Below are 25,635 nucleotides of genomic sequence, written 5' to 3'. Positions count from 1 at the left end.
GACATTGTGCGGTAGTTTTTTCGAATTACGAAATAAAAGCGTCGATTTCAGGACCAAACTCTTTTCTTAAACGATTCCATTCTACCATAGGCAGTCGAGTAGCAAGTAACCAATGACCCTGTTCATCAAAGTCTTCTTGATGCACGGCATTTAAATTGAACAACGCAGCACGTAAACGACCATATTGCGGAGCTAATTTAAGCGTATGAACAAACATTTTCTTTGCTAACAGCTCGCTGATAGCTTCAGACAATAGTTCACACCCTGCGCCACTGTGTGCCGACAACCATACTCTAATAGGCATGCCTTCATCGTCACGGTCAATACGTGGTTCAATATCTTCAAGCGCATCAATTTTGTTGTAAACCAACAATTGCGGCACTTCATCAGCTTCTATTTCTTTAAGAACCGATTGTACCTGTTCAATATTCTCTTTACGACGATGATCCGCAACATCGACCACATGAAGTTGTAAATCAGCTTCACGAGTTTCGGTTAGCGTCGCTTTAAATGCGGCAACTAAGTCATGGGGTAAATGACGAATAAAGCCAACGGTATCGGCTAAAATTATCGAACCAACATCTTCTATTTCGAGTTTGCGTAAGGTTGGATCAAGCGTCGCGAACAGTTGGTCAGCAGCATACACATTAGAGTTAGTAATGCGATTAAATAGCGTCGACTTACCCGCATTGGTATACCCTACCAACGACACCGTAGGAATTTCATTGCGGTTACGAGCACGTCTACCTTGCTCACGCTGCACTGCCACTTTCTCTAAACGCGCGCGAATACTTTGAATACGAACTCGCAATAAACGTCGATCTGTTTCTAGCTGAGTTTCACCAGGCCCGCGCAAACCGATCCCGCCTTTTTGGCGTTCAAGATGCGTCCAGCCTCGGATCAAACGCGTCGACATATGACGCAATTGTGCTAGCTCAACCTGCAACTTACCTTCATGGGTACGTGCACGTTGCGCAAAAATATCAAGAATAAGCGTCGTTCTATCAAGCACACGACATTGGCAAACGCGTTCTAAATTGCGTTCCTGTGACGGTCTGAGTTGATGATTAAAAATGACGACATCTGCGTTGTGGATTTTGACAATCTCAGCGATTTCTTCAGCCTTTCCGGTACCGACGAATAGTTTCGGATGTGGTGCTTGACGGCTGCCTTGCACAACCGCCAAACTGCTAACACCAGCAGAAGATACCAACATTTCCAATTCATGAAGATCTTCACGATCCCCTTCTTTTGGAAAGTCGATATGAACTAAGACTGCCTGTTCGCCGGCTTCATAACGGTCAAACAAACATTATGCTCCTAATTTAAAAATTTCCAGCTTCAGGCTCTTCACCGTCTTCGCTTCCTTGAATACCTTGGAAGTTAACAGCACGAGCAGGAACTACGGTAGAAATCGCATGTTTATACACCATTTGATTCACGGTGTTTTCTAGTAAAATAACAAATTGATCAAATGACTGGATCTTACCTTGTAGTTTGATGCCATTAACCAAAAAGATTGATACTGGAATACGCTCACGACGTAGCGCATTCAAAAATGGGTCTTGTAACGATTGGCCTTTTGCCATGTTATTTTCCTTCGTTCTAGGTGTTATTATAATTAAGTGGCTGAACTCATTTAACAAAGCTAAAAAATTTCAACTACTACTAGCTTAGCGAACTTACAACACGTTGCAAGTTTTCTTCATCACCCGTTGTTAACCACGTTACATCGGGCCAACCTCTTAGCCACGTCAATTGACGCTTAGCAAGCTGTCGTGTTGCTGCAATACCGCGAAAGACCATTTCATCGTAATCAATCTCGCCAGCAATGTAATCCCACATTTGTCTATAACCCACGCAACGAATGGAAGGTAAGTTAGGGTGTAAATCCTTACGTTGATATAGGGATGAAACTTCATTTTCAAACCCCTGCTCAAGCATTATTTTAAACCTTTGTTCAATTCGCTGGTGTAAATCGGCGCGATCATCAGGCGCAATAGCAAATTGATGAAAAGTATACGGTAAACTCGGCTGCTTACTTTTTTGTAATTCAGTCATTGTTTTACCCGTTAATCGGTAAACTTCAAGGGCGCGGTTAATACGTTGCGAGTCATTCTCGCTCATTTTTTGTGCCGCTTGCGGATCAATTATCTCAAGCTCTTTATAAAGTGCCGGCCAACCATGTTGCTTGGCTTGTTGCTCAAGCTCTGCTCGTACTACCGGGCATGCTTCAGGTAATGGCGATAAACCATCAATTAACGCTTTAAAGTACATCATTGTACCACCAACTAATACAGGCACTTTACCTTGTTGGTGAAATTGGTCAATCTTTTCAATTGCATCACGACGAAAATCAGCTACTGAGTAACTTTCACTAGGGTCGATTAGATCAATTAAATGATGTGGCGCAAGCGCTAACTCATGTTGATCAGGTTTTGCCGTACCTATGTTCATATCTTTATACACTAAGGCTGAATCGACGCTGATTATTTCAGTTTTTAAATGTTGGCATAAGGCGATTGCTAATGCAGTTTTGCCTGCAGCGGTTGGGCCCATTAAAAAAATGACCGGTAAATTACTCAACTCGATAACCTTAATCTAACTGTGCTAAAAAATAACTTAAATCTATTTTAACTGCTTTTGCAGATAAACGCTGGATTGTTTGCGGATTATTTTGCATTCGCGTAACCGCCAAGGCAAAAGCTTGGCTGGCAAAAAAGCGCTCGGGCACTTGGCTAAGCTGCCAGTTTAGCCATTGCTCCACACTATTAAGCTCAGCCTGAGTGGCTTTTAATAGCGCATCTACGGCTTGGCTCACATCAAGCAGATACAAACTCTGTGGCAACTTTTTAACCATCACAAATTGCTTTTCAATCAATAACTCAAAGCCCAGTAAGGTAAACCATGATTGTTGCTGTGTTAAGCTTTGGCTGTCTTCTTTACTGATATTAACTCGCACAGGCAATAGTAAGGCTTTTCCTTCTAAGCTGCCTTGCTCAGCAATAAGCTCAAGCCAATCATTGACTAATAAATATTTAAAGTGTGAGCAATATAATTGCTGTTGCAGGCTAAATACACAACCGCCATCACTTTGTACCAGCAACGGCTGCGCACTTTGCGTCTGTAACAATGGTGCTACTTCTTGAGTAACGCCAATAGGTTGCTCAAAATGGCTGGCGTGTTGCTCATTGACCCCTTGATAAAACGCACTCACATCTTGATGATTTGTCCGGCTCGCTTGCTTGCTTCGCTCGCTTGAACCTGCATATCCACCACCACTAGGTGCTGGATTAGCACCGTAGCGAGCTTGCTCCGCTGGTTGTAAGTGCGACTTAGGATAATCAAACAAACTGCCTGCTGTATTGCTGGAGTGAGCGGGTGTTACTGTATGCGCTGCTTTAGCATCGCTGTGTTGCGAATCAACATGCTGAGTAACACCAGCAAAATCATCTTGAAGCGGCACCACGACTTGTTTAATTGCCTGCAAAATAAAATCATGCACTAAGCGACCTTGATGAAAACGCACTTCGTGTTTCGCAGGATGCACGTTTACATCCACTTGACGCGGATCAATGTCGATATAAATAACAAAGCCCGGTAGCTCTTCTTGGCCTGCGACTTCTTCGAACGCTTGGCGAATGGCATGAGAAATAAGCTTATCGCGCATCATACGATTATTTACATAGGTATATTGCGTGGTATTACTCGATCCGACCGGTAGCACCCAACCATGTAGCTGCAAGCCTGTATCGCCTGACTCAATATATAACCCCTGCTCAGCAAAGGCTTTACCTGCAACCTGAGCGACCCGAGCAATAGCCTGTGCAGGGTCGGTTTTAGCACGATATTGACGCACAACTTTATCGTTATGGGTGAGGGTAATTGACACATCAAAACGGCTCAGGGCAATACGCTTTATTAACTCATCGATGTGAGTAAACTCGGTTTTTTCGGTGCGTAAAAATTTACGTCTAGCGGGCGTATTAAAAAATAAGTCTTTAACTTCAATGGTGGTGCCGTCAGGGTGAGCAGTGGGTTTAATCTGCACCGCCATATCTCGCCCCTGCGCAAATGCTTGCCAAGCTGCCTCTTGCTGTTTGGTTTTTGAGCTAAGCGTCAAACGCGATACCGAACTAATAGACGCCAATGCTTCGCCGCGAAAGCCCAAAGAACAAATATTTTCTAAATCATCAAGGGACTTTAATTTACTAGTAGCATGGCGAGAAAGCGCCAACGTGAGCTCGTCTTTATCAATGCCTGAGCCGTTATCACGAATGCGAATAAGCTTATGACCGCCGCGTTCAATATCAATTTGAATACGTGTTGCGCCTGCATCTAGGCTATTTTCAACGAGTTCTTTGACCACAGATGCGGGTCTCTCAACCACTTCGCCCGCAGCAATTTGGTTAGCTAATCGCGCGGGTAATATTTCAATGCTCATACTGATCCTAACGATTTTAACTTTGCGGAATGTCTAACTCTTGACCAATAAACAAGGTATTAGATTTTAATTGATTGACTTGCTTAAGCTTACCCACCGATACCCCATAGCGACTAGCTAACAAACTTAACGACTCACCAGGACGAACTTTATGTTTAGTGGGATATTGCGATTTTAACGACGCAAACAGCGAATCATCCGGAGGATTTTTCAGATAATAGCTTTTGATAGAAGTAAATATTGCTTTCGCTAAGCGCTCTTGGTGATTAGCACTTTTTAATAGTTTTTCTTCGCGTGGGTTTGAAATAAACCCAGTTTCGACCAAAATAGATGGAATATCTGGTGACTTTAATACCGCTAGGCTAGCCGCTTGCGGCTCTTTTTTATGTAACTTAGCGACCTTTTTAAGCTCTTGAACCATGCCTTCCGCAACGCTGAAACCGGTTTTCATCGAATGATCCATCGACATATCCAACAGCGCCTGCGCCAAGTACTTTTCACTGGCCGTGTCTTTAATCACTCCAGCAGCACCACCGAGTAACTCTGAATGTTTTTCTTTATCTTCTATCCATTTACCAATTTCTGAATTAGCACGACGAAGTGATAACACCCAAACAGAGGCGCCATTTGGTTGTGGGCTAGTAAATGCATCCGCATGAATTGAAACTAAAAAGTCAGCCTTTTTCTGCCTTGCACGGCTAGTGCGGGTATTAAGTTTGACAAAGTAATCTCCACTTCGCACCATTCGCGAAATCATCCCGCGCTCGGCATCAATCATCCGCTCTAAGCGTTTGGCGATTTGTAGTGTGATATCTTTTTCATAAGTACCAGAAGGACCAATTGACCCAGGGTCTTCGCCGCCATGGCCTGCATCAATAGCAATAATAATATCGCGTTGTTGATTAAGCTCACGCTTTTTAACCGCAGTATTATTCGTTGCAGCTACTGGCTCTGCTTGATTTTTGTCATATAAGTCGACCACTAAACGATTTTTATAAGGTCCCGTTGGCGCCAATGCAAAAATCACCGGTTTAACGGCCCCTGTAAGCTCAAAAACAAATCGTACCCCCTGGCTGCTTTTCGCTTTCGAGTAACGTAGTTTACTGACGATTTGATGCTTACTGGGAATAGTTGGTAGGTCTTTTATTTTATCTGTATTTTCTAAATCGACCACTAAGCGCAGTGGATTTTTTAGCATAAAATAACTGAAGTCGGGCTTATCAGTTAAGTCGAATACTACCCGCGTACTATCTGGCGATGGCCACACCCGTACACTATTGATAGTATTTTGTGCATAGAGATTAGCACTGATTGCTAACAGCAAAAAAGCACCCATCCACTTTATGACAACTCGACTCATCGGTATCTTCACACCCTTGTTATTTGTTGTTATTCACTATGGTTTTTGAGTTTATCCACGATACTGTGACCACGCGGGCTAATACTTTGGATCTCAATTGCTCGTGCATCGCCGACATAACGTAAAGTAATATCTAAGTCTGGTGTTGGGATAAACTCGCCGCCTTTTTCAGGCCATTCCACCACACAAATAGCTGTTGGCGAAAAATAATCTCGAATACCCATGTATTCTAATTCTTCTGGGTCGCCTAAACGATATAAATCAAAATGATAAACATTGGCCGTTGCCAACTCATAAGGCTCCACCAGCGTATAAGTTGGACTCTTAACTTTGCCTTGATGACCAAAGCCTTGGATCACACCACGTGTTAAGGTGGTTTTGCCTGCTCCCAAATCACCGTGTAAGTAAATAACTGCCCCTTGCTCCATTAGCATAGCAAGTTGATTGCCCATTTTAACCGTTGCAGCTTCATCAGCGAGTTGAAAACCAACACAGTGCGTCATTCTAACCTCATGGATAGTATTAAAAACGATAACTTGTTAATCATACCAGATTATTTTGCTAAGGCGAGAATCGACACTTATAGACACAAAAAAACCGGCAAAGTTGCCGGTTTTTTTTGTAATTAGGATTATAGACCTAATTTTTTCTCAAGATAGTGGATGTTAGTACCACCATTTTGGAAGTTTTCATCCGCTAAGATGCGCTTATGTAATGACGTATTAGTTTTAATACCGTCAATCACAAGCTCATTCAATGCATTACGTGCACGGGCAATTGCTACATTACGGTTTTCACCGTAAGTAATTAATTTACCGATCATTGAATCATAGTGTGGTGGCACTGTGTAGTCAGCATAAATATGGCTGTCCCAACGAATACCTAAACCACCTGCTGGGTGGAAACGCGTAATTTTACCCGGTGACGGGATAAACGTTTCAGGGTCTTCAGCATTAATACGACACTCAATTGCATGACCACGAATAACGACATCGTCTTGCGTGAATGATAGTGGTTGGCCCGCTGCAATTTTTAACTGCTCTTTGATCAAATCAACACCGGTAACCATTTCTGTCACTGGATGCTCAACCTGAATACGAGTGTTCATTTCAATGAAATAGAACTCACCATTTTCGTATAAGAACTCAAATGTACCCGCACCACGATAACCGATTTCGATACATGCACGCGTACAACGCTCACCGATAAACTTACGCACTTCAGCAGTAATACCTGGTGCTGGCGCTTCTTCGACTACTTTTTGATGACGACGTTGCATAGAACAATCACGTTCACCTAAGTGAACAGCATTACCTTGCCCGTCAGCCAATACTTGAACTTCGATATGACGTGGGTTTTCAAGGAATTTTTCCATGTAAACCATGCTATTACCAAAGAACTGTTTTGCTTCTTGTTGCGTTAAAGCGATTGAGTCAATTAACTCAGCTTCACTGCGAACAACCCGCATACCACGACCACCACCGCCACCAGCGGCTTTGATTATCACTGGGTAACCGATACGTTTAGCGATTTGCATGTTGCGGTCTTTATCATCCGATACCGGACCATCTGAACCTGGTACACATGGTACGCCAGCTTTACGCATTGCTTCGATTGCAGATACTTTATCGCCCATTAGACGAATCGTGTCGCCGCGCGGACCAATAAACACAAAACCACTTTGTTCAACTTGATCAGCAAAATCAGCGTTTTCTGCAAGGAAACCATAACCCGGGTGGATAGCAACTGCATCGGTTACTTCAGCTGCCGCAATAATGCGCGGAATGTCTAAGTAACTTTCAGTGGCAGAAGGTCTACCAATACATATTGTTTCATCTGCAAGCAATACATGCTTAAGATCGCGATCCGCCGTTGAATGCACAGCAACCGTTTTGATCCCAAGCTCTTTGCAGGCGCGCAATATACGAAGTGCAATTTCACCTCGGTTTGCAATGACTACTTTATCTAACATTAGAGTTGGCCTTTTAGGTTGCGCTATTATTCAATGATGAATAAAGGTTGATCAAATTCTACTGGCTCGCCATTTTCAACTAAAATCGCTTTCACTGTGCCCGCTTTATCTGACTCAATTTGGTTCATCATTTTCATCGCTTCGATGATGCAAAGCGTATCACCTACTTTAACTTGTGAACCCACTTCTACATATGAAGGCGCTTCAGGAGAAGCTGCTTTATAGAAAGAACCTACCATTGGCGATAATACTTGATGGCCAGTAGGACCGGCAGGTGCTGCCGCTTCTACGTTTGCAGCAGGTGCAGCTGTAGGGGCTGGAGCCGGTGCTGGAGCGTACTGTGGTGCATAATGTGGAGCGTAAGCAGGACCTGCACTCATATTATTACGATTGATACGTACTGATTCTTCACCTTCGGTGATTTCTAATTCAGCAATACCTGATTCTTCTACTAGTTCAATTAGTTTTTTGATCTTGCGAATATCCATGAACGACCCGCCTGTTAGTTTGTTAGTTTAAAATTAATTCGAGTTTTGCAACCGATTGACAGCAGCTTCAAGTGCTGCGCGATAACCCATTGCGCCTAATCCACATATCACGCCCTGCGCCACATCAGAAAAATATGAATGATGACGAAACGCTTCCCGCGTGTGCACATTAGTTAAGTGCACTTCAAAAAACGGGATATCAACAGCCAGTAACGCATCACGTAAAGCCACGCTTGTATGCGTAAATGCCGCTGGGTTGATAATAATGTAATCAATGACCTGCCATGCACTATGTATGTGCTCAATTAAAGCTTGCTCACTATTACTTTGAAAATGCGTTAGCTCAACATCTAGACCATGCGCAAACTCAGTTAGTTCGCTCATAATCTCACTCAGTGTTTGTAAACCGTATTTTTCTGGTTCACGCTTACCCAGCATGTTTAAGTTAGGGCCATTTATAACTAAAAGTTTAAATTTTGCAGCCATAATACGCGATAATCCTATAAATAATGAGTTAAGCCATTTTGATTAGAAATCCCCGCAAAATGTAGAGGGGAAAAACTAAAATAGCAAGTATTTCTCACGTTAACCACCTATTATAGCCAGTTCGATGTAAATAGCAGCAAAATACTGGTCTAATCACTAGTAGCCACCACAAAAACAAAAACGCCACTCATATAAAGTGGCGTTTAAAATAGCGGTGCGAAAAATGTTTATTTAGCGCTATTTCTCACTTTTGCTAAATGCTCAGCAAAGTCCTTGGCATTTAAAAAGCCCGTCACACGCTGTGCTGCAAGCTCTTCACCTTGTGTATCAAAAAACAAAATACTGGGTAAACCAAATACCGAAAACTCTTCCATTACAGCAATTGTTTTATCATCACTTTCGGTCAAATCAATTTTTAACAACTCAAAGTTTGCAAACTCACCTTGTACTTTAGCGTCAGGAAAAGTGTATTTCTCGAACTCTTTACACGCAACACACCAATCTGCATATAAATCGACCATCACTAAACGACCATCACTGTTTGCATCATTTATTGCTTGTTTGAGCTCAGCTAAGTCAGCAACTAATTTAAAGCCGCGCTCTTGTTGCTCGCCATTTGCGGCACTAACAACTTGCGCTGTTGGCCATATATAGTTTTTAGTTAAGCTCACACCGCTAACAACTAATAACGTTGCAACAAACCACAATGCAGTTTTTAACTTACCTTGTGTTTGAGCGCTCTGCCAATGATGTAAATACAAGGCCGTTGCTAATGCTAATAAGCCCGCCATAAGTAATATGATGTCTGCATCGACAATACGTTCAAGCAAGATCAATGGCACTACCAGCATGATAAAACCAAACAGGGTTTTAACTTGTTCCATCCAGCCGCCTGCTTTTGGCAATAATTTACCGCCGGAGGTGCCTAATAACAGCAGCGGAATACCCATCCCTAAACTCAGCACATACAAAGTTAAGCCGCCAACTAAATAATCGCCGCTTTGCGCAACAAACAATAGCGCAGCTGATAACGGTGCAGTGGTACAAGGTGACGCAATTAAACCCGATAAAACCCCCATTAAAAACACGCCAATGTAGTTGCCGCCTTTTTGATTATTACTTACTTGTGTGAGCTTATTCATCATGCCGCTAGGGAGCTTTATTTCGTACCAACCAAACATCGACATAGCGAGTAAAACGAATAATAAACTAAAACTAATCAATACATATGGGTGCTGCAAATAACCTTGCACTTGACCACCAAGTGATGCAACCACAAGGCCCAGCGCCGCATACGTAACGGCCATACCCTGCACATAAACAAAAGAAAGCGCAAAAGCTTTTTTAGTGGAAAGATTTTTTTGTCCTGCAATTAGGCTCGACAAAATAGGAAACATCGGAAATACACATGGCGTAAATGCCAAGCCAATACCGACCAAAAAGAAAATCGCTAAGTTCGCTAACAAACCTTGCGAGGCCAGTTTTTCAGTAAAGTTTAATTCTTTTTCTAAGTCATCTTCTTGCGTTACAACATCTTCTGTAGCAGCCGCTGATTCAGCGCTAAGCGCAGCTAATGCATTGCCTGCTGTTGCATTATCAGTTGCAGGGATTTCACCGGCAATCATACTCAATGGAATGGTGATGATTTCTGGCGGGTAACATAGCCCTGCTTCAGCACAGCCTTGATAACGTACTTTAATTACGCCACCTTCAGCTATATTACTTAGCTTGCTGATCACACTCAGTGAATCAAAAAACACTGCTGTTTTGCCAAAGAACTCATCTTCAATGATCACGCCTTTACCAAGATCAGGCACTTCAATATCAGCACCTTTACCAATAATTTCTAGCTTCTTTTTATATAGGTAATAACCTGGCGCAATATCCCAACCAATAAAAAGAGTGCTGCCTTGCTGATCAAAATCAAATGAAAATGCCTGATCAACAGGTAAAAATGTTTGCTCTGCGGGCTGCAGCAAATCACTTAATAAATTATTAGTTGCAGCCTGTGCTGGCATTAACGACAGCGCACAAAGCAATAAAAGAAAACAACGCATTAATTAAGTACCTCATCCATCCAATTAAAATAGGCTAAATTGCCAGTGGCCACATCAATAACCTGTATTTCAGGAATTTCATAACTATGTAATTGCTTGATAGTTTGAATCAATTCATTCATTTTTTCTGACTTTGTTTTAATTAATAATTTACACTCGGTTGCATAAGCAACCTCTCCTTGCCACATATAAACAGATTCCACATTTGGAAGAATGTTCACACACGCAGCTAATTTAAGCTTAACTAATTGCTCAGCCATGGAGCGTGCCTCACTTACATCTGCGCAAGTGGTAAAAATAAGTCGAAAATGAGTCGTCATATTGAACCTTTGATTGATTGCTCTGCCCAATGCCATAGTAGCTGATAGCTAAGGCAAAGTGTAGTTAACCTAAACTGCGGATAATAAATCGCTTAATCAGAGTTCAGGCTATTTAGCCAACACAGCTTTACCACTAGCCTTGAAAAAAGACCTGATAACCCACATTTATATTTCATCAACTCAACTGAGTGATCACTATTTAGAGAGCCTTATGTTTAGATTTTTGTTTTTATTATTTATTCTCGTGCCAATTATTGAAATTGCGTTGTTAATTCAAGTAGCTGATGTAATTGGTGGATTCGCCACTATTGCACTGGTTATTGTAACCGCAATATTCGGCGCAAAATTAGTTAGAACACAAGGTATGGGCGCACTGCAAAATGTGCAAACACAAATGGCGCAAGGGCAAATGCCAGCCAAAGAATTATTTACCGGTTTATGTGTGATTATCGCCGGCATATTATTGCTAACTCCAGGCATTATGACCGACGTATTCGGTTTTTTATTATTGACCCCGGCCATTCGCAATAAACTAGCTGCAGGCCTTGCTAGTCAAGCAACGGTGCGTATGAGTGCAGGCATGCAACAAGGTCCAACAGCATTTAATCAGCACACTCATGCAGAGCCAGAACCTCGCAAAATGAGTGAGCCGACCACTATTGATGGTGAGTACGAGAGAAAAGATTAAAAAATTTTAATTTTTATCACTTGGGTTTTGAAGCAATACCCCCATTACTGAGTACAACTAAATCAATTGCCTTGAACCACAGGGTTTAATGCAAACTGGTACATATAAAGCTTTTTTCTGTCCTGTTCAGAAACTGTTAGGAGAACTAAATAAAATGAACATTCGTCCTTTACATGATCGCGTGATCGTTGAGCGCCTAGAAGAAGAAACCAAATCTGCTGGCGGTATTGTATTAACTGGTTCTGCGGCTGAGAAATCAACCCGCGGTAAAGTTATTGCAGTGGGTAATGGCCGTACTCTAGATAACGGTGATGTGAGAGCATTAGAAGTTAAAGTCGGTGACACTGTGTTATTCGGCTCATATGTTGAAAAAGCTGAAAAGATCGAAGGTCAAGAGTACCTGATCATGCGTGAAGACAATATTTTAGGCATTGTAGGCTAAAGCTACTTTTCGTTTAACAAACATTCAGAATTCAGAGGAAATTAATCATGGCAGCAAAAGAAGTACTTTTTGCAGGTGACGCACGCGCTAAAATGCTAGCTGGCGTAAACATCTTAGCAAACGCAGTTCGTGTAACTTTAGGTCCTAAAGGCCGTAACGTAATCCTAGACAAATCATTTGGCTCTCCAGTGATCACTAAAGATGGTGTATCAGTGGCAAAAGAAATCGAACTTGAAGACAAGTTTGAAAATATGGGCGCACAAATGGTTAAAGAAGTTGCATCTAAAGCAAACGATGCAGCCGGTGACGGTACAACTACTGCAACAGTATTAGCACAGTCAATTGTAAACGAAGGCTTAAAAGCGGTTGCTGCGGGCATGAACCCAATGGACCTTAAGCGCGGTATTGATAAAGCAATCATCGCAGCTGTTGCTGAGCTAAAAGAACTTTCAGTACCATGTGCCGATGCAAAAGCAATCGCTCAAGTGGGTACTATTTCAGCTAACTCTGATAAAGAAATTGGCGACATCATTGCAGAAGCAATGGAAAAAGTAGGCCGTAATTCAGGTGTAATCACTGTTGAAGAAGGTCAATCACTTGAAAACGAACTAGATGTTGTTGAAGGCATGCAGTTTGACCGTGGTTACTTATCTCCATACTTCATCAACAACGCAGAAAAAGGCGCTGTTGAATTAGATAACCCATTTATTCTACTTGTAGATAAAAAAATCTCTAATATTCGTGAGTTGCTACCTACATTAGAAGCCGTTGCTAAAGCAAGCAAACCATTACTTATCATTGCTGAAGACCTTGAAGGCGAAGCACTAGCTACTCTAGTTGTTAACAACATGCGCGGTATCGTTAAAGTATCAGCAGTTAAAGCACCTGGTTTTGGCGACCGTCGTAAAGCAATGCTACAAGATATCGCAGTATTAACTGGTGGTACGGTTATCTCTGAAGAAATCGGCCTGGAACTTGAAAAAGCAACAGTTGAAGATTTAGGTACTGCAAAGCGCGTAGTTATCACTAAAGATGATACAACTATCATCGATGGTGCAGGCGAAGAAGCTGGCATCAACGGTCGCGTTGCGCAAATCAAAGCACAAATCGAAGAAGCAACATCAGACTACGATAAAGAGAAACTACAAGAGCGCATGGCTAAACTTGCCGGCGGTGTTGCGGTAATCAAAGTAGGTGCTGCTACTGAAATCGAAATGAAAGAGAAAAAAGACCGCGTTGAAGATGCACTTCATGCAACTCGCGCTGCGGTTGAAGAAGGCGTAGTGCCTGGTGGTGGTGTTGCACTAGTACGTGCAGCAAGCAAACTTGTTGATTTAGTTGGTGACAACGAAGATCAAAGCCACGGTATCAAAGTAGCACTACGTGCTATGGAAGCACCACTTCGTCAAATCGTTACCAACGCAGGTGACGAAGCGTCTGTTGTTATTAACGCAGTTAAAGGCGGCACGGGTAACTTCGGTTACAACGCAGCAACTGGCGAATACAACGACATGATTGAAATGGGTATCCTAGATCCAACAAAAGTAACGCGCTCTGCACTACAATTTGCAGGCTCGATTGCTGGCCTTATGATCACCACTGAAGCAATGGTAGCTGAAATCCCAAAGGATGAAGCTGGCGGCGCTGATATGGGAGGCATGGGCGGCATGGGTGGTATGGGCGGCATGATGTAACCCAAGAAAAAACCTTACAAACCTTACATATCAATAAGTTAAAAAACGATGTAGACAGGAATGTAGACATTTAAAAGGGCTGCTATTGAGTACAATAGCAGCCCTTTTTAGTTATAAACCGTCAAACGTCCTGAGTTGTGACCATGATAACTTGAGATTTACCACCCTATTACCATATTTGCTACCAGTAAACTCATGCTTCTACTATTAAAAAAATCGGTCTGGCGGTGATACTTTTATGTAAACGCACCTGTGACCATGGTTACCACCTTAATTTAATCCTTTTATATAAATAGTATTAAACACTGTAAGCATCTGCAATATTAGAGGTTGTAACATCATTACGAGATGTTTCTAACTCGCTCTGGAGAATGTCATAGCCATCACCACCAGCTAGATTATTTAAAACCCAAGCCCTACTAGAGTGCTGCCGATTTTCAATTCTCTTCACAAGCTTTTTACTGCGAAAGCCCGCTTCTTCTAGCTTGTGTTTAAAACTTTTACCTTTGTGCAAAACTTGCCAAGTATAATCATCTCCCAGCCCATAATTTAAAATATGTGCATCCCAGCAAAACTCTGTTAACGTAACTCTTCCCTTTTCTCTATAAGCTCCTATAAGCTTATCAAGCTCGTCTTCACACATATCTAAATACTCCCGCTTAGCATCGGTCATAGGGCAGGTGTGCGGGTTCCACTTGCTGATATCATAGGTAGATAACCATAGGTAAACATCAGGCCAATACATTACCCAGCACTGAAGGAACTCTTGAATAAATTCTTGAGTTTCAGATTTATCCTCTTCATGCACAACGTATTCGCACACATAGATTCTTCTGTCGTCTTGCTCAATGTTAAATGCTCGACCTTCTGTATTATCGGCAAACATGAATCGCGAATAAAGTTGCTGGGCGTATGGCCTAACAAACTTAGGGTTTATGACCATTTCTTTTGAAGCTAACATGCTTTTCATCTCAAGATATACGTTCATGCCTTTAGCTTTTGATTCATCTACGAAAACAAGTAAATTATTAGCTACACTTTCAGAATGTGCGTTGCGAATTTCTTTCAGGCTGGTTGTGACAGTCTGCTGGCTTAGTAATTTAGATAAAACTTGCTCTACTAAAACATTTTTACCAATCCCATGTTCGGTACGAAATAATGGATGAACGCTAGGCCTTTCCTCAGGTTTTTGTATCATATGAGCCATCCAGCAAGTAAGCCACTCTCTATCTTCTTCATTCGACGTGAGCCGATACATGAACTCATTAAAAAACTCTAATTTTGATGTATCATCGCCGTATTCGTCCTTATCAACACTAGAAACGAAGTCTTGTTGAGATTTAAATGTGTTAAAGTAAGTACACCCATTTTTCATTAAAAACTGTGGCTTTGCAGGCGAAAAAACCTTTCCTTCAACTGCTGGTAGTGTACGCTCTAATGCTAACTTAGCATCGCTGGCATCAACGTTTTCTTTTCGAGCTTTTAGTATCATCGCTTCAATAGCGTTTTTAGCATCAGTATTATAATTCCAGAGGTAAACCCTGTTTTCGTTGCCTGTATACCAGCACCATCCTTCTTCTTTAATTCTATAAGCCCATTCATTTGCATTCTGTTGCTGAAACTCTCTGTCCGTGTTGCTCATTTTCACTTCCTTGTTGGATTATTTTGTGGTCTAAAATTTGATTAATATATGTAGCTAGTGCCATATCGGCTTTATTAGCATTAAGCAGTAACTCCTCATAAGTTGTCTTTTTTAATTTTAAATACATAGCACTTACCTTACCCCTTCTTGCTTCAATACCTTTCCCACGGTATTTCTATGACACCCGACTATCTCCGCTATAGCCATATGGGTTTTGTTTTCATCTCTAAGCGCCACTATTTGCACTCGCTTTACCCTTGTAATCCTATTTGTCAGCATGAATCCTCCTTATTTCTGTTACTAACATAAATATTTTAATCGATTTGAACTTATATGAACTGAAAAGCAACTTTTAGCACACCAAAACCAATATTTGAGCACTTATTAGTTATAAGTAATTTGTGATTAAACAAAGAGATAAAACACAATGAAGCTTAAAGAATTAATATTGAAAATATTTAAAGCAGCTTTAATTTCACTGCTAATTAACTTGCTAAAATATTTAGAACCTAAACATAAATTATAAGGAGATTATCTATGGCTATCGTAGGGTATGCACGTGTAAGTACAACAGGCCAAAATTTAGAAGTACAACTAAACGCATTAAATGACTGTGATATTGTATTTCAAGAGAAGCAAAGTGGAGCCTCTACAGAGCGGCCTGAGCTTAAGCGAATGTTGGAGTATGTAAGAGAAGGGGATAGCATTAAAATCACCAAACTGTGCCGCCTAGCTCGTAATACTAAACATTTACTTGAGGTAGTAGAGTTCTTGGACTCTAAAAAAGTGTCACTTCAAGTTGCTAACTTGGGAATTGATACATCAAGCCCAACAGGTCGTCTTATGGTTACGTTAATTGGCGCTATTGCCACGTTTGAGAGACAGTTAATACTAGAGCGACAAGCCGAGGGGATTGCATTAGCAAAAGAAAAAGGTAAATATAAAGGAAGGAAGCCAACTGCTAGAGCTAAAAAAACTCAAGTAAATGAGCTTGTTGCTAATGGTATGAGTAAATCACAAGTAGCAAAGCATCTAGGTATTAGCCTTTCGAGTGTTTATAGGCTCATTTAATAAGTATTTAAATTCAAAGGATTAGAAATAAAATGTCAATGGAAATTGAGTTGTTAGACGAATTGCAGAATACAAAATTTGATGAAGAGGATTTACGCGAAGAAATTGCATTGCATTTGCAAAAAGCAGATGCAATAAAAATTGAGTACGAAGATAAATCAGCAAATGGCTTAAAAGAAATTGAACTACTTGAGCAAAGGTTACTAGACTTTCCGTCAAAGGAAAAAGAATTAAAGGCTAGAGTAGCTGCAATAATTGACTTGTATCCACATTATACTCATTTACCTGACGAAATTACTGACTTTGAAAATGCTCTTCATAAAGAAGTGTATACAAATAATATTAGATTAAAAAAAATTGAATTTGAAAAAGTAGATATACCTAAAAGAATAACTGAAATAAATTTAGAAGTATCAGAGATAAAGAGAGGCATAAATGAGAAACTAGAGCCTATTGAAGATATAGTAAATGAGGTCAATTTAAAGCTCGAAGCTAATTTAATACACCAAGAAAAATTAAAGAGGGTTTTAAATCATGATTATAACAACAAATCTGAATTCGAAAAGAAGTTAGATAATCAAAACTCTGATTTGTACTTAGTTTTAACTATCATTTTCCTTTTAGTTATAAGTCCTTTCTTCGGCTTCTTGCCGCTCATTGCTATAGGTTTTGCGCTTTATAAACTCAATCAAAATAAAAAGGCTAGAAGTCGAGCGAAAAGCCATAAAGAAAGAGTCTAGAACCTACTGCAACATTAAGGCTATACCTCTGTGACAAATTGAAAAAACACTCTAAAGTATTTCTTTAGGGTGGTTTTATTAATTTGAGAAGCATTTATCGCAAGGTAGGGTCTATTGAGAGTCTCGGTTACTCTATTCATTTTTAAGTTGATTTCTTAGTCTGAATGCAGCCCTACCATATTTAATGTGTGCAATAGATGCGAAACAAAATAGGATGATTTGAACTACCCCTATAAAATAGGTAGGTTTAATTAATGCAATTACATAGATAGCCACACTTATGCAAGACATAAGAATGGTTATGGCCATAAACCAATCTAAACTGATATTGTTAATTTGACCGTTATATTCATTCGTAGCACTTCTTATGTTGACAATAGAGCTTGAATAAATCATCGCACATGCAATAGACCAGTCGCCAGTAAGCAACAACTCTTCATACTTTTCCATAAAAACTTTGACTAGAATAAGAACAAGGAATGGTGTAATGATAAATAAGTAGGAAGTACCAACAGATTTTAATTCATTCTGGTATTTCATTTTGTATACCACCAGAGTTAATAACGTCCTTTATTTCTAATATCTCTGCATTTTTTATTTCATCTTTTCCATTCCATGAAACCACATCATATCTTGAATGAACTCTTAGGTAATCTTGTGCACCAAGTCGTATAATTGAGTTCTGATAGTCTTCCAACCATTTTTTATCAAGAATTTTAGCGCTATATTTTCTACCTGTTTTAACGCTAATCACTTCCCATTGCGAGTCACCTTTATTACACGGACGAAAAACTTCTATAACCTCTTCTCCGTCATGGCATCCCTTATCACTACTAAACATTTTCTTGGGATCCCCAGTAAATCTAAAGCTCGGGTCAAAAGGTACTACATTACTTAGGTCATCTCCCTCTTTGCAAACCTTTAAGTGTTCATCAGGCAATAGTTTTTTGTTGCCCTCAGACCACTCCTCCATAACAAGAGCTAAATCGAGGTCGCTGATATATGGATCTAATTTTTTGTTATTATATAAAGGGGCTTCTGATTTGAGCCTTGATACTTCTTTAGTGTTGACAGAGCGTACCTGTTCCGGTGAAAAGATTTCACCTGTAAAATCATGAATAGGTGAATCTGGCCGAGTCCATTTTTCAGCTTTTAGTAATAATTTGGCGAGAATACAGCCATGAGTAACTTCTTTAAGCTCAAACTCAAAACCAACATCTGAATCTATGGATTCTGAAATTAGCCTCCCAATTTTTTGATAACTAGAAATAAATAACCCCATAGCATAAAATACTTCAGCGGGGTTTTTTCGGCTAATATTATACTCTAAGTGAAACTCAACAATTGTACTTTCCATGTGTTTACCAATTATAATCTAAGTCATCAATAGATTATAAAGAATACATTAAAAGCGACCCTTCACCAAATTATCCTTTCAATACATTGGTCATAAGCTTCCTTAAGTTGTAGTAGTGTGTAACCATCAGAATAATAACCATAAGTCATTGTAATACCTCTTTTATGACCAAGAATAGCGGCAGCTTTTAACTCAGAAACCTCGGCTCGTTGCATTGCTGTAGAGAACATAACGCGAAATGAATGGAAACTTTTAGCTGTATCTTTTGATATATGAGCAGTCTTAATTCGAGAAAACCAGCGACTCATAGACCTCCCATCCAACTCAAGTAAAAGTTCATCGCCATCTTTAGAACCTGCTATTTCTCTTACTCGTTCGCCTAACTCCGTTGTTAATGGAACTATCCGTGTTGCTGCATCTGTTTTACCTTTTTCGATGTAAATAGCGTCAATATCACCTTCATTAATCAAGTGCTTTACTTGCAAGTTACATAACTCAGATATTCGACAGCCAGTAAAAGCCGCAAGCTTAACTAACAGTTGCTTTGTTGATTCTTCTTCTGATATATGCTCTTTTATTAAGTTGATTTCTTGAAGCGTAAAAGATTTCTTTTTAATCGTTTCAGTACCACCAGCGAACGAGTGATTATCAAAAGGGCAAGCTGTTGTTACTTGGCTTAATTGCTCGCAATAATTCCAAATTGAGCGTAAACGACTGATATAACCCCTTGTCGTCGAAGTCGAATATTTAGTTAACAGCACCTCTATATAACCATTGACGTGCCTTTTTGTAATATCCTCAAGTTGAATATCATATAGACCAAGATGCTTAAGAAACCCATCAACAGACTTCTTCGCTTTGTTAATACTATCTAGTGAAATATCTTTTCGCCTTTGATTACCCCAATTAACTAAAGACTCTTTGAGCTGTATTCCATACCTATGCCTCTGGTCTTTACGTCCATTAACCGTTGTATAAGCATGAATTAACTCTATATTACCGTCAGTTTCTGCTTTATCAACATCGTATGGCTCATCCCAGTAAACAGGGTCAATCTCCTTTCTATCATTCATTTCTTGAACATACTCAAGAAACTTCTGCCTCCCAATGTCTGGGGAGTTAAACATACGCTCTTGGAGCTTTCCGTTAAGAATATCTCGCCTTAATCTTGCCTCTCTAATATCACCCGTTTTGAGGCTTTCAGATATGGTGGTAGCACCGCAATATTGCTCTAGAAGGTCTTTTGGGGTGCGTCTTTGATACCACCAGATATTTCCGCGAAGCTTAAGGTATTTTTTATCAATTGAAGCCATGTAGTCAGTTTTGTAGCCATAAATGTAGACAGTAATGATGCCACAATGTCTTGTATAACGCTACGTATAGAGTTAACATGCTGCATGGGCGGCATGATGTAATTCATCTCCTAACCATCTAGCTAAAATAAAAACCCAGCTTCGGCTGGGTTTTTAGCTTTAAGAGCAACGATAAAGTAGCAAATAAAATGACTCCAGCGTATTGCAGTGCTTTTTAACTGTATGCCAAAACCATACTCAGAGTTAATTTTATTTATAAGACATAATTAAGGATATTAAGATGAATAAAAAGCCTGAACTGATCATCTCGTCACTCGATGCTGATAGATTGTATGATTTAATGGAATCATTACCAGCAGGAAGCTTTGCTGGCGAAAAAGAACTTGAAGCTGAACTTGGCCGCGCAACAATCGTTGAGCCAAAAGATGTGCCTTCGACAGTGGTTACTATGAACTCAACGGTAAACTTTATTGTTGAATCGACCCAAGAAGAATTCACTAAGACCTTAGTGTATCCAAAAAATGCTGATGCCAGTGCTGATAAAATATCAATTTTAGCACCAGTAGGTAGCGCCCTACTTGGTCTATCACAAGGCGATGAAATTGAATGGCCAAAACCAAGTGGCGGTCTCATAAAAGTAAAAATAAAAGCAATCACTTATCAGCCAGAACGAGCCGGTGAGTTACATCGATAATATTTATGTTATTAAAAACCCAGTGAAAGCTGGGTTTTGTTTTTAAAGATAATAAGTTTAAAACCTAGCGCCAGCCACACGTAAGTCCAGATTTATCGGGAAAAGCTTTCTGACTGAAGTCAGATCTACTGATAAATCTAGCACCGCACTTAACGTACCAGTCTTTTGTCCTCGGGTTATATTTTCTTATATGCTAAAAAGCATCTTTAAGCACTGCATTATTTCAAGTTAGGACAATGACAAACATAAAACAGCATATAGGTAGCATGGCATTAGTTGTAGGGAATTATGATGATGCGATTGCATTTTACACTCAAAAACTGGGGTTTGATTTAATCGAAGATACTGATCAGGGTAATGGTAAACGCTGGGTATTAGTATCACCACCGAACTCTAATGGCACTAATTTATTACTCGCACAAGCAAGTACTCAACAGCAGTTAGAGGCTGTGGGCAACCAAACTGGCGGCCGAGTGTTTTTATTTTTACATACCAATGACTTTTGGCGAGATTATGAATTAATGCAAAAAAATGGCGTTAACTTTAATGAACAGCCCCGCGTAGAAGAATACGGCACCGTTGTGGTATTTGAAGATTTGTATGGTAATAAATGGGACTTACTACAATTAAATTAAAAGCAGTCAGTGAGAGGTCACTAATCGCGATAAATCACAACCTACTGGCTTAATATGGAACCTCTGGTTGACTTGATATTGCTCAATTAACCCTCATTAACTAACTATTAGTAACCATATTAAACACAAATGGATTTATTAGATAAGGTCAGTCTTGGAACATTACTGCTGCATTGGCTTGTAGTGAGCATATTATTGCTGATTGTGTTTTGGGCCATGATGAAAATTATTGCTGATTGTGTTTTGGGCCATGATGAAAATTATTGCTGATTGTGTTTTGGGCCATGATGAAAATTGTCGCTTGGGGTAAAACCATGTCACGAGGGGCTTTTTTATTTTTGTCGTTCTTTGCGCTTATTTCGTTATTCCCTATTCCACCCCCGCAACTTGAGAATGTACAAAAAGCCAAACAAGAGCAACGTAAACGCAAAGAAGACTCCGGCGATCCACCAGAAGAGGACGAAGGTGAAGCATCGCGCTGAGATTCTCAGCTAACGATGCTTGAAAAACACTATCAATGAATCACATTATTGCTGACTAATTTGATATAAACGCTGTGCTTGGCTATTTGAATCTTTGCTGACGCTACGAAATTCTTCAGCATCACTGGCATTTTGCACAGAGATCTCACGAATTCGCTCTGCCAAGTTTTTCACATTTTCGGTTACCTGTGATTGCTCTTCAGTCGCTACGGCAATGCTTGATGAACGCTCTTTAATATCATTAAACGCGGTAACAATACTTTCATACTGTGCACGTGTTGTTGCTGAGCGCTCGTTCACTACTTCAGAGTATTCACGGCATTGCCCAATAACGTTAACCCCTCGACTAGCGGCTTCTTGCAATTGGCTGATCATGGTTTCAATCTCGCCAGCCGATTGCTGAGTACGATGTGCCAAGGTTCTAACTTCATCAGCCACTACCGCGAAACCACGTCCTGATTCACCTGCTCGAGCGGCTTCAATGGCAGCATTAAGCGCAAGTAGATTAGTTTGTTCTGAAATATTCATGATCACATCAAGCACCGAGCCCACTTGTTTTGAGTCTTGTGCAATCCGTGAAATGGCATCTGATGATTCCGTTAATTTATCAAATAATAACTGGATTGATTCGGCATTCTTCTCAATAACATCAAAACCAGAATTCACTAAATCAGCTGATTGCGTAGTAATATCTGCAACGCTCAAAACATCTTGTGAGGCTGATGAGGCTGCTATCGACATTTCATGAATTGCCTCAGCCAACATGTTGTTTTCTTCCATCAACTCTTGGGTACGAATTTGGCTGTTATTACTTAAGGTATCCATCGCTTCAGCGTTGTTTTTAACCGCAGCGGCTTCTGCTTGGATCTGTTCTAAAATCTTAATCAGATGATCGCCATAATCATTAATCGCTTCGCATAAGTGGCTCATTTCATCACTTCCGCGCACCGCCAGTTTTGAATTCGTGCGACCTTGCACCAACATTCTAACTTGCTCTGTGGTGGTGTTAATTTGCTGCACCAGGCGATTACCAAAAATCAGTAATACTGATACAAAAGCGAGAATAAGGGCGATAAATGAACTGTATAAATAATAAGTGAGGGTGTTAACGGTTTTCTTGGCAATTGCGGCAGGAATAATAACCCCGGAGCGCCAATTTTGCTCTGCCAATGAGTAAGTTACTAAAATAGATTGGTCATTATTAACCACACCACTGGCAAATTCAGCAACAGTTGTATTACTGTTTTGCAAGGCGCTGACCAACGGCTTTAAGCTACTGTCTTTACTGGCAACCTGAGTAAGGCTCATCATTGCTAAATTAGTATTGCGTATCGATGGAATCGATACCAGTTGCTCGGCGCTATCTAAAATAAAGTTATAGGTGCCCGTAGCATTGTTCTCTGCGATCAATGAGCTTTCGATAGATGCCAGTTCAACGTCTAAAGTGGCAACCCCCCAAAATTGGTTATCACGGATTATTTTCACGGAACAGGTAACCATCGGTACATTCGATACCGTGTCTACATAAGCTTCGGACCAAACGCACTCACCCCGATTAGCGTTAATGGCATTTTTATACCAGGTTTCTTGTTGATACGCGCTGCTGTCGGGCTGGTTATAATCATCTAAAAGTTTATATTGGCCATTACCTGTTTTCGCCCAGAAAAGAGATGCCTTTGCTGCTGAAGGCAGCATTTTATTCGGCTCAGGCCAAATACCACCACCCGCAATACCTTTGCCACTTGCAATCAAAGGAGCAATATTTTCAATAAAGGCCGCTTGCTGCAATGGCAAAGTCTCGGCTACCACGGCTAAGCTTTGCGTTAAGGTGGCACTTTTAGCTAAATCTTTTGCTAACGATTCGCCGATCACCTTTGCTTGTAATTTTGCGCTGGATATAGCGTCATTTTTAATGATTGGCGTAACAACTAGCTGCATTATTCCTGACAGAATAATTAAAGCAAACAACAGCAGCAGAAAACTCCCTAGGTACATTTTTTTTTGTATCAACATCTTCTTTTTACCTCAGTAGTAAATAATAGCCGCGCAAATTAGAGTATAGGGACTGTGCTGTATTTAGCAAAACGAGTTCCTAAAAATAGTGACCAAAAAGTATATTTAACCGCTATTTACCATTAATGAGCTGCCTGACAATCGCAAATAAATCACTTGGCAACATGCCGCGCTCCCCTTCGCGTTCTGCCAAAATATCGGCTGCTTTAGCGTGCAATGTCACACCGTAACATGCGGCTTGATCAACAGCGAAACCTTGAGCAAGTAACGCACCTATGATGCCGGTAAGCACATCACCACTGCCACCAACGGCAAGCGCTGGATTACCATTTTCGCACAACCAAGTTTGCTGCCCGTTGGCGATCAGGCTACCCGCGCCTTTCAGCACACTGGTACTGGTATAACGTTTAGCTAAATCCGTAGCAGATTGAAAGCGATTTGCTTCAATCTCAGCAATTGAAACTTTCATTAGCCGTGAGGCTTCACCAGCATGCGGGGTTATTATGCAATTTTTAAGGCGATACTCTAAAACATGCTTAGCCAACAAATTTAAGCCATCAGCATCAATAACTAATGGTAAATTATTTGCTAAGCAATATTGTATAACCTGCTCAAATGCGATTTGCGCCCAACTATCCTGACCAAGACCTGGACCAATAATGACACAATTTGCCCATGCAAGGGCTGCGGATAAACTGTCGCAACTGACCATTAATTCAGGGCGACCACTACTAACGACTTGTACACTGCTTTGATGAGTATAAACACGCACCATTGCAGCACCTGTACGAAGTGCTGCTTCACTTGATAAACGAATGGCCCCGCTAGTACCTTGATTCCCACCGACGCATAACAGCTTGCCGTGGTTCCCTTTATGGCTATTGCGACTTCGTGCAGCAAGTGGTTTGAAACTAGTGATATTGATAAGTGTTGCGCTAGCATCCACTAACTTGGTAAATGATTCTGCGATCCCTAAATCATTAAAAATGATTTTTCCTGCAGCACTTCGCCCGGCACCGGTTACTAAGCCTTGTTTAATCCCCACAAAAGTAACGGTAATAGTAGCCTGAATAGCGATGCCAAGTGGCTGCCCGGTGTCGGCGTCTATGCCTGAAGGTAAATCAATTGCCACTATTGCGCTAGGTTGCGCGTTGGCATCTTCAATCATCGTTAAAAATGGCCGACGAACTTGACTATTAATTCCGGTACCTAACAAACCATCAATAATAATATCGGCATTATTGAGGCGACCTTGCGTGTAACTTTCAACTTCGCCCCCCAATGCTTGCCAACGTTGCTGAGCTGTAAGCGCATCCCCGGTGAGATGTCTACTGGTATCGGCTGCAAGTACAATGACTTCTTTACCGGCTTGCTTGGCAAGGCTTGCCACAATATAGCCATCGCCCGCATTATTACCATAACCGACCAGAATAAAGTAGCGCTGAGCATTCGGAAAATGCTCGATACACTGCGAGAATACCGCATGCCCTGCGCGCTCCATCAAAGTGAACATGCTAACGCCTGCCAAGGTCGCTGCTTTTGCTTCGTGCTCCCTCACCTGCTTTGCCAAAAATAGTTGCTGTGCTAGGCCTTGATTCTGCATATTGATCCATAATAGAAGACGGGCTGTTTACTTAGACTATTAGCCACAGCTGCTAGCGTCAAGGAATGTCGTCACCAACATTTTCAGGCTAATTTAGGAGGTATACTTAGGAAGGATGGTCTTTTCGTTTGCTT

At 40.8% G+C, this 25,635-nt stretch carries 27 protein-coding genes; 8 read left to right on the top strand and 19 right to left on the bottom strand.

The annotated features are described in order from the left end of the window. Nucleotides 1-25 precede the first annotated feature (25 nt). The 11 genes from hflX to cutA form a co-directional block, all read right to left on the bottom strand. Entirely contained in the window at nt 26-1,309 is a 1,284-nt protein-coding gene (gene hflX / locus FW757_RS04750; protein WP_149980498.1) for a ribosome rescue GTPase HflX, read from the bottom strand. Between the two features lie 16 nt (nt 1,310-1,325). Continuing rightward, nucleotides 1,326-1,589, bottom strand: a complete 264-nt coding sequence (hfq, locus tag FW757_RS04745; RefSeq protein WP_064668197.1) for an RNA chaperone Hfq — start codon at nt 1,587-1,589, stop codon at nt 1,326-1,328. Between the two features lie 79 nt (nt 1,590-1,668). Next, nucleotides 1,669-2,586, bottom strand: a complete 918-nt coding sequence (gene miaA, locus FW757_RS04740; protein WP_149980497.1) for a tRNA (adenosine(37)-N6)-dimethylallyltransferase MiaA — start codon at nt 2,584-2,586, stop codon at nt 1,669-1,671. A 10-nt stretch (nt 2,587-2,596) separates the two neighbouring features. Further along, nucleotides 2,597-4,444 carry a DNA mismatch repair endonuclease MutL gene (mutL, locus tag FW757_RS04735; RefSeq protein ID WP_446440917.1) on the bottom strand — a complete coding sequence of 616 codons (1,848 nt, stop codon included), beginning with the start codon at nt 4,442-4,444 and terminating at the stop codon, nt 2,597-2,599. A 16-nt stretch (nt 4,445-4,460) separates the two neighbouring features. Further along, nucleotides 4,461-5,804 carry an N-acetylmuramoyl-L-alanine amidase gene (locus tag FW757_RS04730; RefSeq protein WP_446440916.1) on the bottom strand — a complete coding sequence of 448 codons (1,344 nt, stop codon included), beginning with the start codon at nt 5,802-5,804 and terminating at the stop codon, nt 4,461-4,463. 29 nt (nt 5,805-5,833) lie between these two features. Next, nucleotides 5,834-6,307 (bottom strand): tRNA (adenosine(37)-N6)-threonylcarbamoyltransferase complex ATPase subunit type 1 TsaE, encoded by a 474-nt coding sequence (gene tsaE, locus FW757_RS04725; protein ID WP_145238089.1) that lies wholly within the window; start codon nt 6,305-6,307, stop codon nt 5,834-5,836. A 128-nt stretch (nt 6,308-6,435) separates the two neighbouring features. Next, entirely contained in the window at nt 6,436-7,776 is a 1,341-nt protein-coding gene (accC, locus tag FW757_RS04720) for an acetyl-CoA carboxylase biotin carboxylase subunit (protein ID WP_145238085.1), read from the bottom strand. A gap of 26 nt (nt 7,777-7,802) precedes the next feature. Then, nucleotides 7,803-8,264 carry an acetyl-CoA carboxylase biotin carboxyl carrier protein gene (accB, locus tag FW757_RS04715; protein ID WP_182718926.1) on the bottom strand — a complete coding sequence of 154 codons (462 nt, stop codon included), beginning with the start codon at nt 8,262-8,264 and terminating at the stop codon, nt 7,803-7,805. 33 nt (nt 8,265-8,297) lie between these two features. After that, nucleotides 8,298-8,750 (bottom strand): type II 3-dehydroquinate dehydratase, encoded by a 453-nt coding sequence (gene aroQ, locus FW757_RS04710; protein WP_145238079.1) that lies wholly within the window; start codon nt 8,748-8,750, stop codon nt 8,298-8,300. Nucleotides 8,751-8,977: 227 nt separating this feature from the next. Continuing rightward, nucleotides 8,978-10,807, bottom strand: coding sequence for a protein-disulfide reductase DsbD (locus FW757_RS04705; RefSeq protein WP_182718925.1), 1,830 nt, complete (start codon nt 10,805-10,807; stop codon nt 8,978-8,980). Then, entirely contained in the window at nt 10,807-11,127 is a 321-nt protein-coding gene (gene cutA / locus FW757_RS04700; RefSeq protein ID WP_145238073.1) for a divalent-cation tolerance protein CutA, read from the bottom strand. The genes FW757_RS04705 and cutA overlap by 1 nt, the downstream gene beginning before the upstream one ends. A gap of 211 nt (nt 11,128-11,338) precedes the next feature. Here cutA and FW757_RS04695 point away from each other — a divergent pair, with 211 nt between their 5' ends. The 3 genes from FW757_RS04695 to groL all read left to right on the top strand — a co-directional run bounded on the left by FW757_RS04695 (nt 11,339) and on the right by groL (nt 13,951). Further along, complete coding sequence (locus tag FW757_RS04695; protein ID WP_182718924.1) at nt 11,339-11,815, top strand: FxsA family protein; 477 nt, start codon at nt 11,339-11,341, stop codon at nt 11,813-11,815. A 154-nt stretch (nt 11,816-11,969) separates the two neighbouring features. Continuing rightward, the gene (locus FW757_RS04690; protein ID WP_145238066.1) at nt 11,970-12,257 is read left to right on the top strand and encodes a co-chaperone GroES; all 288 of its coding nucleotides are present in this window, start codon (nt 11,970-11,972) and stop codon (nt 12,255-12,257) included. A 47-nt stretch (nt 12,258-12,304) separates the two neighbouring features. Continuing rightward, nucleotides 12,305-13,951, top strand: coding sequence for a chaperonin GroEL (groL, locus tag FW757_RS04685; RefSeq protein WP_145238063.1), 1,647 nt, complete (start codon nt 12,305-12,307; stop codon nt 13,949-13,951). A 298-nt stretch (nt 13,952-14,249) separates the two neighbouring features. Here groL and FW757_RS04680 read toward each other — a convergent pair whose 3' ends face one another. Genes FW757_RS04680 through FW757_RS04670 form a run of 3 tightly spaced genes read right to left on the bottom strand, consistent with a single transcriptional unit; the run spans nt 14,250 to nt 15,872 of the window. Then, nucleotides 14,250-15,593, bottom strand: coding sequence for a primase-helicase family protein (locus FW757_RS04680; RefSeq protein WP_446440915.1), 1,344 nt, complete (start codon nt 15,591-15,593; stop codon nt 14,250-14,252). Beyond that, complete coding sequence (locus FW757_RS04675) at nt 15,550-15,720, bottom strand: hypothetical protein (protein WP_446440914.1); 171 nt, start codon at nt 15,718-15,720, stop codon at nt 15,550-15,552. Before FW757_RS04675 ends, FW757_RS04680 begins: the two co-directional genes overlap by 44 nt. Nucleotides 15,721-15,725: 5 nt before the next feature. Continuing rightward, the gene (locus tag FW757_RS04670) at nt 15,726-15,872 is read right to left on the bottom strand and encodes a helix-turn-helix domain-containing protein (RefSeq protein ID WP_442452986.1); all 147 of its coding nucleotides are present in this window, start codon (nt 15,870-15,872) and stop codon (nt 15,726-15,728) included. Nucleotides 15,873-16,130: 258 nt separating this feature from the next. Between FW757_RS04670 and FW757_RS04665 the strand changes: the two genes are divergently transcribed. After that, nucleotides 16,131-16,664 (top strand): recombinase family protein, encoded by a 534-nt coding sequence (locus FW757_RS04665; protein ID WP_446440913.1) that lies wholly within the window; start codon nt 16,131-16,133, stop codon nt 16,662-16,664. A 32-nt stretch (nt 16,665-16,696) separates the two neighbouring features. Next, nucleotides 16,697-17,404 (top strand): hypothetical protein, encoded by a 708-nt coding sequence (locus FW757_RS04660; RefSeq protein ID WP_446440912.1) that lies wholly within the window; start codon nt 16,697-16,699, stop codon nt 17,402-17,404. A gap of 132 nt (nt 17,405-17,536) precedes the next feature. Here FW757_RS04660 and FW757_RS04655 read toward each other — a convergent pair whose 3' ends face one another. The 3 genes from FW757_RS04655 to FW757_RS04645 form a co-directional block, all read right to left on the bottom strand. Next, on the bottom strand, nt 17,537-17,944 hold the full coding sequence (locus tag FW757_RS04655) for a hypothetical protein (protein ID WP_446440911.1): 408 nt from the start codon (nt 17,942-17,944) through the stop codon (nt 17,537-17,539). Then, a complete protein-coding gene (locus FW757_RS04650; protein WP_446440910.1) occupies nt 17,928-18,761 on the bottom strand; it encodes a hypothetical protein in 834 nt (277 codons plus the stop codon). Before FW757_RS04650 ends, FW757_RS04655 begins: the two co-directional genes overlap by 17 nt. 62 nt (nt 18,762-18,823) lie before the next feature. After that, nucleotides 18,824-20,074, bottom strand: a complete 1,251-nt coding sequence (locus FW757_RS04645; protein WP_446440909.1) for a tyrosine-type recombinase/integrase — start codon at nt 20,072-20,074, stop codon at nt 18,824-18,826. A 280-nt stretch (nt 20,075-20,354) separates the two neighbouring features. Here FW757_RS04645 and rnk point away from each other — a divergent pair, with 280 nt between their 5' ends. The 3 genes from rnk (at nt 20,355) to FW757_RS04630 (ending at nt 21,885) form a co-directional block, all read left to right on the top strand. Then, a complete protein-coding gene (rnk, locus tag FW757_RS04640; RefSeq protein ID WP_145238060.1) occupies nt 20,355-20,768 on the top strand; it encodes a nucleoside diphosphate kinase regulator in 414 nt (137 codons plus the stop codon). 236 nt (nt 20,769-21,004) lie between these two features. Next, nucleotides 21,005-21,403, top strand: coding sequence for a VOC family protein (locus FW757_RS04635; RefSeq protein WP_149980488.1), 399 nt, complete (start codon nt 21,005-21,007; stop codon nt 21,401-21,403). A 284-nt stretch (nt 21,404-21,687) separates the two neighbouring features. Continuing rightward, a complete protein-coding gene (locus FW757_RS04630; RefSeq protein ID WP_182740568.1) occupies nt 21,688-21,885 on the top strand; it encodes a hypothetical protein in 198 nt (65 codons plus the stop codon). A gap of 45 nt (nt 21,886-21,930) precedes the next feature. Here FW757_RS04630 and FW757_RS04625 read toward each other — a convergent pair whose 3' ends face one another. Together FW757_RS04625 and FW757_RS04620 are read right to left on the bottom strand one after the other, a co-directional pair. Beyond that, on the bottom strand, nt 21,931-23,823 hold the full coding sequence (locus FW757_RS04625; protein WP_259398528.1) for a methyl-accepting chemotaxis protein: 1,893 nt from the start codon (nt 23,821-23,823) through the stop codon (nt 21,931-21,933). Nucleotides 23,824-24,010: 187 nt separating this feature from the next. Next, nucleotides 24,011-25,501, bottom strand: coding sequence for an NAD(P)H-hydrate dehydratase (locus FW757_RS04620; protein ID WP_182740567.1), 1,491 nt, complete (start codon nt 25,499-25,501; stop codon nt 24,011-24,013). Nucleotides 25,502-25,635: the final 134 nt, after the last annotated feature.

The organism is Pseudoalteromonas sp. 1181_04 (assembly GCF_052850545.1).
The sequence above is the reverse complement of the archived record's forward strand: the minus strand, read 5'-3'. Positions and strand labels throughout refer to the sequence as shown.

Excerpts from the sequence above, each read along its gene's own strand:
- hfq (WP_064668197.1), bottom strand. The coding sequence starts at position 1,589 with ATGGCAAAAGGCCAATCGTTACAAGACCCATTTTTGAATGCGCTACGT.
- mutL (WP_446440917.1), bottom strand. The coding sequence starts at position 4,444 with ATGAGCATTGAAATATTACCCGCGCGATTAGCTAACCAAATTGCTGCG.
- FW757_RS04730 (WP_446440916.1), bottom strand. The coding sequence starts at position 5,804 with ATGAGTCGAGTTGTCATAAAGTGGATGGGTGCTTTTTTGCTGTTAGCA.
- tsaE (WP_145238089.1), bottom strand. The coding sequence starts at position 6,307 with ATGACGCACTGTGTTGGTTTTCAACTCGCTGATGAAGCTGCAACGGTT.
- accC (WP_145238085.1), bottom strand. The coding sequence starts at position 7,776 with ATGTTAGATAAAGTAGTCATTGCAAACCGAGGTGAAATTGCACTTCGT.
- accB (WP_182718926.1), bottom strand. The coding sequence starts at position 8,264 with ATGGATATTCGCAAGATCAAAAAACTAATTGAACTAGTAGAAGAATCA.
- aroQ (WP_145238079.1), bottom strand. The coding sequence starts at position 8,750 with ATGGCTGCAAAATTTAAACTTTTAGTTATAAATGGCCCTAACTTAAAC.
- FW757_RS04705 (WP_182718925.1), bottom strand. The coding sequence starts at position 10,807 with ATGCGTTGTTTTCTTTTATTGCTTTGTGCGCTGTCGTTAATGCCAGCA.
- cutA (WP_145238073.1), bottom strand. The coding sequence starts at position 11,127 with ATGACGACTCATTTTCGACTTATTTTTACCACTTGCGCAGATGTAAGT.
- FW757_RS04695 (WP_182718924.1), top strand. The coding sequence starts at position 11,339 with ATGTTTAGATTTTTGTTTTTATTATTTATTCTCGTGCCAATTATTGAA.
- FW757_RS04690 (WP_145238066.1), top strand. The coding sequence starts at position 11,970 with ATGAACATTCGTCCTTTACATGATCGCGTGATCGTTGAGCGCCTAGAA.
- groL (WP_145238063.1), top strand. The coding sequence starts at position 12,305 with ATGGCAGCAAAAGAAGTACTTTTTGCAGGTGACGCACGCGCTAAAATG.
- FW757_RS04680 (WP_446440915.1), bottom strand. The coding sequence starts at position 15,593 with ATGAGCAACACGGACAGAGAGTTTCAGCAACAGAATGCAAATGAATGG.
- FW757_RS04675 (WP_446440914.1), bottom strand. The coding sequence starts at position 15,720 with ATGTATTTAAAATTAAAAAAGACAACTTATGAGGAGTTACTGCTTAAT.
- FW757_RS04670 (WP_442452986.1), bottom strand. The coding sequence starts at position 15,872 with ATGCTGACAAATAGGATTACAAGGGTAAAGCGAGTGCAAATAGTGGCG.
- FW757_RS04665 (WP_446440913.1), top strand. The coding sequence starts at position 16,131 with ATGGCTATCGTAGGGTATGCACGTGTAAGTACAACAGGCCAAAATTTA.
- FW757_RS04660 (WP_446440912.1), top strand. The coding sequence starts at position 16,697 with ATGTCAATGGAAATTGAGTTGTTAGACGAATTGCAGAATACAAAATTT.
- FW757_RS04655 (WP_446440911.1), bottom strand. The coding sequence starts at position 17,944 with ATGAAATACCAGAATGAATTAAAATCTGTTGGTACTTCCTACTTATTT.
- FW757_RS04650 (WP_446440910.1), bottom strand. The coding sequence starts at position 18,761 with ATGGAAAGTACAATTGTTGAGTTTCACTTAGAGTATAATATTAGCCGA.
- FW757_RS04645 (WP_446440909.1), bottom strand. The coding sequence starts at position 20,074 with ATGGCTTCAATTGATAAAAAATACCTTAAGCTTCGCGGAAATATCTGG.
- rnk (WP_145238060.1), top strand. The coding sequence starts at position 20,355 with ATGAATAAAAAGCCTGAACTGATCATCTCGTCACTCGATGCTGATAGA.
- FW757_RS04635 (WP_149980488.1), top strand. The coding sequence starts at position 21,005 with ATGACAAACATAAAACAGCATATAGGTAGCATGGCATTAGTTGTAGGG.
- FW757_RS04630 (WP_182740568.1), top strand. The coding sequence starts at position 21,688 with ATGATGAAAATTGTCGCTTGGGGTAAAACCATGTCACGAGGGGCTTTT.
- FW757_RS04625 (WP_259398528.1), bottom strand. The coding sequence starts at position 23,823 with ATGCAGCTAGTTGTTACGCCAATCATTAAAAATGACGCTATATCCAGC.
- FW757_RS04620 (WP_182740567.1), bottom strand. The coding sequence starts at position 25,501 with ATGCAGAATCAAGGCCTAGCACAGCAACTATTTTTGGCAAAGCAGGTG.